This window comes from Streptomyces sp. NPDC030183 (genome assembly GCF_055573455.1).
Genome location: NZ_JBVIBK010000010.1, coordinates 263033 through 273588 on the forward strand (window position 1 = coordinate 263033; position 10556 = coordinate 273588).

Genomic DNA, 10556 nt, shown 5'->3' on the forward strand with positions numbered 1-10556 from the left:
TCCTGCTCCGGGAAGGGGGCGGCGGTCGAAGTCAGGCCGAGGTCATCGGGTGCGTGGCGACCGGGGCGGTGAGGCGCTGGTGGGTGGTTCGGATGTCGCGTCGGCGGAGGGCGCGGTCCGCTGGGTGCCGGCGTGTGGGGAGGAGGCGCGGGTGGCTTGGCATCGGTCCGCTTCCGGGTTCTGGGTGGCGGGCGGCTCGTTGTCCGCGACCGCGTCGTCGCCGAGGACATCGCTGAGCGGCTCCCTGGTCCGCAGGGCGGGCACCTCGTCGCGGTACTTGGGGTCGCTGAGTTGCACAGGGCACGCGCCGATCATGTCCTCGGCGACCACCAGTTCCTCCTGGACGTCCCGCAGCATGCGGGTGGCGCCGGCCAGCCGTGTCCACGTCTCGAAGGTCGGGTTGTGGTGCGGGTTCTCGAAGGTCAGCCGGGCTCGGGTCCAGTCGGCCGCTGCGGCCACGAGTTCGGTCAGTTGGGGGAGGGCCCCGAGCGTTCCGTTGACCTCCTCGATGATTCCGGCGACCTCATGGGGAGTCGCTGTCTCCGTGAGCTGGGCGATCACCCCCGGGACGAAGTACGGGTCGGCCGACGGGTGGGGCAGGTGTCGGGCCTGCAGGGGCGCGTCGGAGCCGGGCGCCTTGCCGCCGTAGGCAAGCCGGATGTTGTGCTGCATCGCGGCGCCTACGGCCTCGCCGATGCTCGGGTAGAACTCGGGCACTGTTCCTCCTTGGGCGGGGTGTTGGGTCGGTGCCGGGTGGGCTGGACAGATCCCTCGGGCCTTGGCCGGTCTAACGGATCCGAGGGCTTGTGACCTGCGGCGCACCTACGGCTGTACCGACCTCCGGAGACGGAGTTCCGAGCGCCGAAGACGCCTTGGCCCTGTCCGCCGCGGGTGACGTGGCGAGAGCCGCGTTTCGTGCGTCGGGCGGGGCTGGGGACTCCGTCTGTGCCCCGGTGTGGTCCTGGCGCGAGTCGTTGACACGGTGCAGTTCGCGTGCCGCTCCGACGAGTTCTGATTGCGCCGCGCTGACGAACTCCGCGGCGTAGCCGAACCGGTCGGCGAGCGCGTACGCCTCGTCGTCGAGGTCGGTGATCTGTTCGCCTGCCGTCTCCAAAACTTCCCGGAGGCGTTCCAGGACGCCGTGCTCGGGATGAAGGAGGTGATCTACCGCTTGGGCAAGGCCTGCACCGTTCTCGGCGGCCCTGATCTGGTCGGTCAGCCGGAGGACTTCGGCTCCGGCGGTGTAGAGCCCGAGAGGGTTGGCCGGGCTGGTCAACCGGCTCGTGTCGAGGTCGGGGTCCAGATCGACGCTGTACCGGGCGGCGCGGAGCATCTCGGCTGCGTGGGACGCGATGGCGACGCGCTCAGCCTGCGGGGTGGTGGTCGCCAAGCGGTGGCGGCGGCCGTACCAGTCCTCGATCTGCTGGAAACCGGCGTGCTTGAGGAGCGTGGTGGACAGGTCGTCGCTGGCGCCCTTCGCCGAGACGCTGCCGCTGGGCTCTGCGCTGATGGTGATGTAGGGGGCAGGCACGTGGGCCTCCTGGGCGCGGGGTGTCGGGCGCGGGGCCGGGGGCAGGTGGCCGAGTTCGGTAGCGATGTGGTGGCACTCGGTCTGGAGACGGAAGGCGTCGCGGTAGGTGTTGTGGAGGCTGCCGTCCTCGCGGGCGAGGGTTGCCACGACGTGCACTTGCCGGGGCTGGTTGCGCACGGCGATCCACCGGCAGGCGTCCGGATCGCCCCCCGGGGCGATGCCGGTGGCCGCCACGATCCGGCGGGCCACCTCGGCCCACTGCGCGTCGGTCGGGTCGGGGTGCCGGGGATCGGAGCGGACCGAGCAGACCCACACCGGCCGCTCGGGAGCTCGGGTCCCGAGGCGCTCGACGGGTGCGTCGAGGGCGTGGGCCAGGTACGCCGGTGCGTCGGTCTGGGTGAGCCTCTCGATCGGGGCACCGTGGCCGTCCCCCGCGATCAGGCGGGGGTTGGTGTGGTTGCCGCGCTCGCCTGGCCCGTACAGGTACTCAAGGAGGCCGGCGGTATGGCTGGCACGCTGCAGGTGGGCGATCACGGCGTCTACCTCGAAGGGGAGTGGTGAAGGGGAGCCCGGGTGGTCGGGCCGTCGGGGAGAGAGGATCCGTCGAATCCGCGATTTGGCCTGGCCGGAGATGGGTGGTAGACGGCTGAGGTCACCCCGGCTCGTCCTGAGCGAAGTTCGTGCAGACGGAACGGGCGAGGTAGGCGTTGTTGTGCAGCCGGGCCCAGCAGCCGTCATGGCGGATGAAGGTGGCGACGACGTCGAGTCCGTGCGCTTGGTTGCGAAGGGCGGTCCACCGGCAGGCGGCCGGGTCAGCGTCCGGCTCGTGGAAGGTGACGACGAGGACCTCACGCGTCAGCTTGAGCCAGTCGTCGTCGATCCACATCGGTGGTGTTGGGGTCGCGCAGTGGCAGGTGAGCCGCTGGACGCGGTGTGGCCGATCCGAAGTTTCGGCAAAGACAGGGGCTCGCCGAGTAACGACGCTAGGAACGTGGGACAGTAACAAGCAATCGGCTAACCCGAGTCGGGGTCATGCCCCGCACAGCGGTGTAACGGGCCGATCTTGCCGCTCACGGGCAGGTTGCCGACGAGCACCGTGGCGCAGACGGGGCAGCAGAGATGATCGCTGCTACCACTCGGCGGGACACCATCCGAGCTCGGGACCTACGTCCCGCGCGGAGAGTTGATGCAAGATAGCGTGGTGTCAAGTATCCGCCATGATCCGCGCACCTCCGCTGCTGTCCGCGGCAGCGGCTGGGTGGCCGGCTCGCCGCAGGCTGACCAATTGTTGATGCAGTTGGCGCCCGATGAGCAGGTTGGCCTTCTGTTTACCGCTCTTCGGTTTCAGGGCGCACTAACTGGCCAGCGTCTTCTCCTATGGCGAGGCACTTTCAAGGTGACGTACATGGAACTACGCCGCCCCCTTACTGTCCTGAAGGAGTCATTCCCGGTTCATGGAACAATCGTGCTTGCCAGCCCCGGAGGGGCGGTAGAGCTCAAGCTTCTATCCGGGGCCGTGGCCCGTGCTTTGGTCAACGCCGGCCAGCGAGGCGATGTCAACACCCATACTGCTCCTCTGCATGTCGCGCAGGAGGACCGTGATGCCTCTGGGACACCCGGAGCACGAGGGGCGGCGGCCAGTCAGGCATTCATGCCTCCGAATGCGAGTGCAAGCGCTGGCTCGCAGGAGAGGGTGTTCCGCGCAAGAACCATCCGGACATGGCAGGACGCCGAGCATGCCGCCGTAGACCACATGCGCAGTCTCGGCTTCACTGATGCGCGGGTGACGGGTGCTGGTGCGGACGGGGGCATTGACGTGATCGCCAGCGGCGCCATAGCCCAGGTGAAGCACTACAGTCAGCCGACCGGTGTCGGCTTCGTCCGAGAACTGCGGGGCGTGGCGGACTCCCACCAGCACTTGCTGTTCTACGCGTCCGGCGGCTATACGAAAAGCGCTCAGCAATTTGCCGACGAGAGAAGGGTCGCGCTCTTCTCCATCACGGAACTCGGCCACATCACTCCGTTGAACACAGCAGCCGCTCACCTGTCTTCTGGCCGGGCTCCGGCTGCCGGGTGGAGCCAGACGATCTCCAGTCGGAACCAGGCAGCTTCGGGGCGCCGCCAGGTGCCTAACTCACGCGCGAGCCAGCGCGCCGCCGAGCTGGAAGCCCAGCGGCAGACTGTGCTTCGGCTGATCACCCGCGTCCGCTCGTACACGAATGAGCTTGATGCGCTGCCGTCCAACCGGCAGACCAAGGACCGCATCAAGGCACTGAAAGCAGCACACAAGCTGGCACAGAGGGCGGACTCCCTCCTGGTCAAGTCGCAGGCAGACTTCCAGACCCACGGCACTCGGAAACGGCTTATAGCCATGGCCGACGAGAAGGTCCGCGAAGCTGCCCTCAAACTGCGGATGCGGACCTGACGGAACCTCGCGAGGCGCGGCGCCTCGGCCAGATGCTTATCCAGTGGCCGCTCCGGGACGCAGGCTTGATCCAGCCGCCAGACTGCTTGTCCATTACTGACCCAAGCCCTACCAGGTCTGCGCGTGACAACGACTTTGGTACTCAGACGATCGACTTGATGGTCTTGTCCGTGTACCGCAACGTCTCGTCGATGGCCTTGTTCATCTCGCGCAAAGCGTCGGGCTTTGCCGTGAGGAGAGCACTGACGTTGATGCTGCTCACGGCGAGGAGGCAGCCCGCCACGGTAAGGAACTCCTTGTACCGTTCCTGTCCCTCCTGGCCGAGCAATTCCCAATCCCGGGGCTCCGGCGGCAGGCTTACCTTCCACTTCTCGAGGGCGTGGGTGCCGTGGACGCTGACGTACTCCATGATGTCCGTGGCGCGATGTAGTACGTCGATCATCGCGTCGAAGCCTTGCTGCGACTGATCCAGAGCCGCCCCTGCAGCCTCGACCTGGGTTCGGAGACGCTCCTCCTCCTTCTTGTTCCGGCGCTGCCTCAAGACGTAGAAGCCGGCGGCCGCCAGCGCTGCCGCCGGGGCAGCAACCATGCCTGTGAGCAGGAGAGTTCCACCCGCCATACCCGCACCGCCTGCAGCCAGCGTGCCTCCTCCCAGGAAGGCCAGAGTTGCGTTCGTCGCGGCAACCCCGGACAGCGTCGAAATAGCTGTTCCAGTGGAGGCGGTCCCGAACAGCGCGGCTGCAGTGAACGCACCGTAGGCCGCGGCGCCGCCGGCTGCTGCCCCGACCGCACCTACAGCGGCTCCAGCGGCGGCATCGCGGATCGCGTTGGCGATTCCGACGGACATGGCATCGATTCGTATCGCAGTAGGGAGCTCGCCCGCGCTCTCGATCTCTTCCTCACTTGGCCTCTCTGGCTCGGGCGCCCCGCTGATGCTCTCGGCCAGCCCCACGAACCTCAGGAAAAACTTGTCGCGGGCAACATCGTGGACATGGTTGAAGGCTTCCCCAAGTTCTTGGGTGATCTTCGACCGCTGGGCTACCTTCTCGACGATCTCGGCGTGACGTCTTTTCGTCTCCGCGACCTGGTCGCGCAACTTCACCGGCCGCTGGCCCCGCTGACGAGCGAGAGACCTGGTTAGGTCCTCTGCCCCCTGCTTGAGTTGTGCAGGTGTCAGTTGGAGGGCGAGGGCGATGGCGGCCAGACGGTGCTCCCCAGGGCTTACGAGCCCGCGCTCGATCCGGGAGATCGAGACCGCGCCACCCTTCCCGTATTCAGCCTGCTCAGCCAACTCTTCCTGGGTCATCGGGGGTCTCTGGGCCTGCCGGTGTTCTCGGATCACAAGGCCCATTGCTTCTGCGCTGAAATCATTCACCTGTTCGGGTCCCGTCGGTCAGCGGGCTGTGACGACGCCAGGAGGACTGAATCTCACGTACTAGCGCGCCACCGGAGCGGAAGGCCTGGGCTCCGTCTTCCGCGAACTGCTTGGCCGCCTTGACGACAGCCGGGTCACGACGGACTTTGTCGGCGGTTTGGATGTTCTGGGCGGCAGTGAGGCCCAGGTGGGTGAGGTTGAGGCGAGACATGGCAGTGGACCTTTCGTCGCTGATGGTGCCTGCTCCTGTGCAACATAGCGTCACTTAGTGCGCAGTGTCCGCACTATGACGAAACTAGCTGTAACGGCGACACGCCCAGCGTCTGAGGCCGCCAAAAGGGGCCACGGGATGATCTTGAGGTGCAGTTGGATGCCACTACCGAGCGGCATCCCACGTGCCTGTAGCTCACCGTGATGTTCGGTTGGGCCGGCAGGGGCTACGGGAGGCGCCCCTCGTCCCCAGCGGCAGGCTCAGCTGGCTCGCGTCATTCGCTCTGCGCGGGTCCGACGCCAGGCATCCAGCCACGGGGTGCGCGCCTTGGGCTTCACCCCGCATGCGTCCAGGAAAGCCGTAAACGCGCCGATATCGGGTGGCATATGGCCGGCCAGAATACGCCGGGCTGTTCTGGGGTCCAGCCTGCTCCCCGTGCGCATCTTCATCTCCAACGAAGCCGGGGAGCCGACCGACTCATACAGCCTGATCAGGAAGTTCGGTATCTGACTAGCGGTGAAGATCCAGTTGGGCGACCAGGAACGCGGGCTCGGCAGCGAAGCCGGACCGTTGTTTTGTACCCGGTGCCATGCCTGCACCCAGAGGCCCCGTTGAGCAGGCTTCCGTACCTCAACCGCGTCGAGGTACGCCTCGAACTGGGCCAGGGTGGCCGGCACGGCCTCCCCGTTGGCGATGCGGTGCGCCGTGGAGGGGGGGAGCTTGCCATGACGTCCCCCCGCACGCTCATGCATCTCCGCCAGGGTGGGCGCGCCGGCCTTCTCGTACAGCTCGACCAGCGCGGCTCTCATACCGAATTTGTCGTGCACCAGATCGGCCGGCGGCCCTGGTTTGCGCGGCTTATCCACTAAGCGATGGTGGTACCGGGCCTGTTTCCACAAGTAGATGGCGTGCTCGGTCGGCCCGCCGCACACGGTGATCGCGGCGAGCAGCACTTTCCGGGGAGGTACGCACGCGCCCGAGGCGGCCCTGCGCAGCGTGGTTGCCGACTCACCGGTGGCCTTGGCGAGTTGGTCGTACGACAGCCCCGACTTGAGCCTCCATTCTCGCTGGAAGTCGGCCAGCGTGCCGACCTCCGCAATGTCCCGCACGACCGGGTTCTCTCTCCGCCCCACGGTCGTGCTCACTCGTCCTCGACCAGCTTGCTGACCTTCTTGGCCAAGGCGCGTGCGGAAACCCTTCTGTTGTCCACCGCCACCACGAATGAGGCGGTCAGCCCCGTGACGGCCAGCAGGACGAGCTCCTCGTCCACAGGCGTGCCGACCAGGCGCAGAAGTACGGCTGCGGCGAAGACCACCGTGACGATGGCCACGGGCCCCCGGCCGGACGCCTTCGGAACGGACGAAGGCGACGCTGCCCTGTGGGGTGGCTGCGTGCCGCGCGGGCACGCCAAGGCCGTCTTGCGATGCTGACTCATGGTCACCTCGATGAATGCGCGGTCGGCCAACAAGGTGCCGACCAGCCGGTGTTCTGGCTCCAACCAGTTCCGAGCAACAGGCGCTTGGCGTCGCCCTGGTGTGTCCGGAAGCTGTCGCCATCTTGTCAGCCATCTGGCCCATCGCCCCAGTCGGCGGACACCGCTGGCGCCGATTCCGCCATAGGCTTCCAAGGTTCCAGGTTGACAACTTGCTCTGAACCGGCGGCTGTCGGTCACCTCGGCCGGTCACGCCACGAGAGACGATCACGCCGCCCACCTGGTAGCCGTCCCCGATCGAGGAGCTGATTCCGCCACACCTCAACCAACTTGGTGCGGCTACCCCTGTCTGCCTTGCTACTCACCCGCGCGGGCGGCAATCCTGGGCAGGAATGCGATGAGACACCTCCACGGTGTCCCTCAGCGTCACCCTGGCTGCTGGCTCCAACCACAGGACTGGGACGCACCATGCAGGCACCGTGTTGGCGCACGGCCTGCGGGACAAGCCGGTGCCGCACACTCTGCGGTCACCGGCTTGTTCCGCATCTCAGTGAACCCGTCGTCCCAGTTCATGCACGAGCAGCGCGTAACCTGCCAGCGGGTTTACGAGGTTCACCTTCGGCGACGCGCTGCCGGGTCGCGTTCGGCGACGTGGCGGGCGACCGCGTCGACGCCGGGACGGGCGTATCGCTCCAGTGAGCGGACGGAGGCGTGCCGGGAGCGGGCCAGCAGCATGGGGGTGGAGGTGCCGCCCTCCGCGTCGTGTGTCAGGGCGCTGTGGCGTAGGCGGTGCAGCGTGAAGCCGTCCAGGTCCTCGATGTCCTCGGGTGAGGCGAGAGGGTTGGCCAGCAGCCGGGTGTTCTCCTCGAAGATCTCTTCTGCCCGGCGGTAGGAGAGCCGGGCCCGGCCGGTCTCGGGGCACACGTCGAGGGTCGGCGTTCCGGCCGGGGCCTTGCGGTCGGTGAGGAACAACGGGCCGCGGGTGCGGCGGGCGATGAGGCGGGGCAGGAGCTGGGCGGTGCCGGACTGCCAGTGAATCCACTCGGTCGCGCCGCCCTTGGCGGTGATCCTGCCGCGCTTGTCCTGCGGGTACAGGTCTTCCACGTTCAGGCACAGCACCTCATCTGCCCGTGCGGCACTTTCGTAGAGGAGCTTCCAGAACGTCTTCTCTCTGAGCCCGACGTCCAGGCGCCACAGGGCGGCGATCTGGTTCTCGGCCAGGGACTTGGTGCGGTCCGGCGGTGTCGGCCGCCGCTCGATGCCGATCGTCGGGTCCCCGTCGATCCAGCCCTGGCGCTGCCACCAGCCGATCGCCTTGCGTGCGATGGACAGTTCCCGGTTGACGGTGTCGGCGTCCATCGCGTCCGCCCGCGCCGCCGCCAGTTCAGCCAGGACCTCCGGCAGCGTCGGGTCGTCGATCATGGCGACGGGGAAGACGGGCGGCTTCGCGCCCCGGCGGGCGGGTCCGGTCGGCGCGGGTTCGCCGGCGAGCATCCACCCCCATGTCGTGAGCGAGATCCGGTAGATCCGTGCGGAGGACTTCGCGATGCCCGCGCCGGTGAGGTACCGCTCGACCGCCGCGGTGTACGACGAGGGCGGGGCGGACAGGGGCACCACCCAGGCGCGCGGCAGCCAGAGCGCGCCCCCGGTCCCGGACTCGGTCACCGGTTCGATCGTCACGTCCGTCCCACCCTTCCAGTCCTGCCGCAGTAAATGCGTACATCTCGCCCGGGCGGCCGAAGCAGCCCGCCGCAGGTCGCGGTGATCACCGTAGGGGCCCTGCCGCAGTAAATCCGGCATTTACTGCGGCAGAGCCGTCTTCACTCCCCCTGGACCTTGCGGTGACTGGTTGCCATCTTCTACCCTCAATGATTAGTAGTCTTTCTGGATTAATCTTGGGAGCTCCAAACTTATGGACAGTTACGAGGAATTGCGGCAGGCCGTAATTGAGAACGACGGACTTTTCCGCTCTCAGATGTGGCAGCTGAAAACCATCCATGGCGCCGGACGCCTCGGCGTGCATGTGCGCGACGCGATCAGCCGCGAGCTGGCCTCCCACGGGCTCGGCCACATCCCCAGCGAGCTGCCGGCCTACCAGGAGGAGCCGGTCCGGCTCTATCTGCTCGGCAGCCCGGTCGCCGACGTGGTGAAGTCCGTCCTGGAGCCCAGCGACCGGGGAGACGACACTCTGCGCTCCCTGAGCAGCTCCCAGGCCCAGGAACAGCTCCGGCAGATCCGCGAGATCGTCTGCGGCTGACAGCGAGAGGGGGGAACTTTGGTGACTGACGTGTCTAATACCGTTCGCAACCAGCGCCTTCAGGAACTGCTCCAGCAGCGGAGCACCTACGAGCAGCAGCGCGCGGATGCTGTAGAGAGTCTCCTTGCCGATGCCACCCGGTACCGGCAATGGAGTGACGAAAAAGAGGACGAGACCTACCCGATCCGCTGGCATAAGTGGGCGGAGGACAAGCTCAAGGAGGCGCTCGACCCGTTGCCGCGCCAGCGGCAGGCTCTGGAACAGCGTGAGTGTGACCTTCTCTCCAGGTGGGACGACCGTGAGGTCTGGGTCAGGACATCCGTCGGCGAACCGCTGCGGGCCTACCACGTGGGCCCGGAATGCGGGCGGGTGAGCGGCCGGGGCAGGAGGCCGAACACGTTCAAGAAGTTGCTGGAAGGAGAGGCGAAGGCGAGAGGACTGCGCCCCTGCTCGGTTGGCGCATGCCGCGGGCTCCGCGACTGACCGCCCCCAATCATTCAGGCTGAGCCGTCGCCCGACTCACGCGATGGGAACCCGCAGCTTGTTCGCGGTTCCACTACCGCGCGGGCAGCCGCTGGCCGGAAGGCGGTACGGAGAACGCTGAGGGGTATGTCGACGACGCGGGGCCGAAGCCATAAGAGGTGGCTTCGGCCCCGCGTCGTCGACTCTAGCGACACGCTCACCTGGCGATTTCGGCCTCGCTCACACCCCGAACGGTGTCGCGGATGTCGAGGACCATCACGCCGTCGATCTTCTCGATGTCGCCCTTGCCGAAGCGGACCCACAGCGGGAAGGCGCCGGTGTCGCGGGGGAAGACGAGCTTCTCGACGGAGGCCGGGTTCGGCGCGGAGTCGATCTCGATCACGAAGTTCGGCCCGCCGGGCACCCAGACCACCACAACCGCCCGTCCGTAGCGGCCCTTGCCGTCTGGGACCACGGGCAGCCGCAGTTCCTTGTAGGCGCGAGCGAAGGGGGCCAGCGGAGTGTCACGCACCAACTCGTCCTTGAAGGAGAGCACGACCCGGGTCAAGGCCCTGGTGACTTCAGCGGTGGCGGGCGGCCCGTGCCCTTTCGCGCGGTCGGCGGCGACGGCCTCGGCAGCCCGCTGTGACCAGTCGGCGAGGATCTCGCCCAGGAGCCAGGCCATGTTGTCCAGGGTGTCCTTGTCCACCCTGCGGGCCACGCGCCCGGTGAGCTGGTGGAGCCATCCCTCGGCCCAGTGCGCCTGGTCTAGACGAGTCTTTCCAAATGCCTGCAGGCATAGGGCGAGGGTGCTCAAGATCCGTTTGTGACGACGAACTTGACCACCCTCGTGACCGCACTGT

12 protein-coding genes are annotated in these 10556 nt (G+C 67.2%); 3 read left to right on the forward strand and 9 right to left on the reverse strand.

The window, feature by feature from the left end:
• Positions 1-42: 42 nt before the first annotated feature.
• The 3 genes from ACZ4Z2_RS15015 to ACZ4Z2_RS15025 all read right to left on the reverse strand — a co-directional run bounded on the left by ACZ4Z2_RS15015 (position 43) and on the right by ACZ4Z2_RS15025 (position 2417).
• The gene (locus ACZ4Z2_RS15015) at positions 43-717 is read right to left on the reverse strand and encodes a hypothetical protein (protein WP_468075932.1); all 675 of its coding nucleotides are present in this window, start codon (positions 715-717) and stop codon (positions 43-45) included.
• Positions 718-787: 70 nt separating this feature from the next.
• The gene (locus ACZ4Z2_RS15020; protein ID WP_468075934.1) at positions 788-2065 is read right to left on the reverse strand and encodes a hypothetical protein; all 1278 of its coding nucleotides are present in this window, start codon (positions 2063-2065) and stop codon (positions 788-790) included.
• A gap of 118 nt (positions 2066-2183) precedes the next feature.
• A complete protein-coding gene (locus tag ACZ4Z2_RS15025; RefSeq protein ID WP_468075936.1) occupies positions 2184-2417 on the reverse strand; it encodes a hypothetical protein in 234 nt (77 codons plus the stop codon).
• Between the two features lie 315 nt (positions 2418-2732).
• On the opposite strand from ACZ4Z2_RS15025, the gene ACZ4Z2_RS15030 reads away from it, so the two are divergent.
• Complete coding sequence (locus ACZ4Z2_RS15030; protein ID WP_468075938.1) at positions 2733-3956, forward strand: restriction endonuclease; 1224 nt, start codon at positions 2733-2735, stop codon at positions 3954-3956.
• Between the two features lie 142 nt (positions 3957-4098).
• Here the strand turns inward: ACZ4Z2_RS15030 and ACZ4Z2_RS15035 are convergent, their stop codons facing one another.
• The 5 genes from ACZ4Z2_RS15035 to ACZ4Z2_RS15055 form a co-directional block, all read right to left on the reverse strand.
• The gene (locus ACZ4Z2_RS15035) at positions 4099-5262 is read right to left on the reverse strand and encodes a helix-turn-helix domain-containing protein (RefSeq protein ID WP_468075940.1); all 1164 of its coding nucleotides are present in this window, start codon (positions 5260-5262) and stop codon (positions 4099-4101) included.
• A gap of 61 nt (positions 5263-5323) precedes the next feature.
• A complete protein-coding gene (locus ACZ4Z2_RS15040; protein WP_468075942.1) occupies positions 5324-5542 on the reverse strand; it encodes a hypothetical protein in 219 nt (72 codons plus the stop codon).
• 260 nt (positions 5543-5802) lie between these two features.
• Positions 5803-6687, reverse strand: coding sequence for a helix-turn-helix domain-containing protein (locus ACZ4Z2_RS15045; RefSeq protein ID WP_468075944.1), 885 nt, complete (start codon positions 6685-6687; stop codon positions 5803-5805).
• The gene (locus tag ACZ4Z2_RS15050; RefSeq protein WP_468075946.1) at positions 6684-7040 is read right to left on the reverse strand and encodes a hypothetical protein; all 357 of its coding nucleotides are present in this window, start codon (positions 7038-7040) and stop codon (positions 6684-6686) included. Before ACZ4Z2_RS15050 ends, ACZ4Z2_RS15045 begins: the two co-directional genes overlap by 4 nt.
• Before the next feature lie 546 nt (positions 7041-7586).
• The gene (locus ACZ4Z2_RS15055) at positions 7587-8654 is read right to left on the reverse strand and encodes a tyrosine-type recombinase/integrase (protein ID WP_468075948.1); all 1068 of its coding nucleotides are present in this window, start codon (positions 8652-8654) and stop codon (positions 7587-7589) included.
• A 295-nt stretch (positions 8655-8949) separates the two neighbouring features.
• Here ACZ4Z2_RS15055 and ACZ4Z2_RS15060 point away from each other — a divergent pair, with 295 nt between their 5' ends.
• Both ACZ4Z2_RS15060 and ACZ4Z2_RS15065 read left to right on the forward strand, forming a co-directional pair.
• Positions 8950-9231: a hypothetical protein gene (locus ACZ4Z2_RS15060; protein ID WP_362656835.1), complete on the forward strand. Its 282-nt coding sequence runs from the start codon at positions 8950-8952 to the stop codon at positions 9229-9231.
• 21 nt (positions 9232-9252) lie between these two features.
• Positions 9253-9714, forward strand: coding sequence for a hypothetical protein (locus ACZ4Z2_RS15065; RefSeq protein ID WP_468075950.1), 462 nt, complete (start codon positions 9253-9255; stop codon positions 9712-9714).
• 196 nt (positions 9715-9910) lie between these two features.
• On the opposite strand, the gene ACZ4Z2_RS15070 is transcribed toward ACZ4Z2_RS15065, so the two are convergent.
• On the reverse strand, positions 9911-10556 hold a 646-nt coding region (locus tag ACZ4Z2_RS15070), incomplete at its 5' end, for a hypothetical protein (RefSeq protein WP_468075952.1).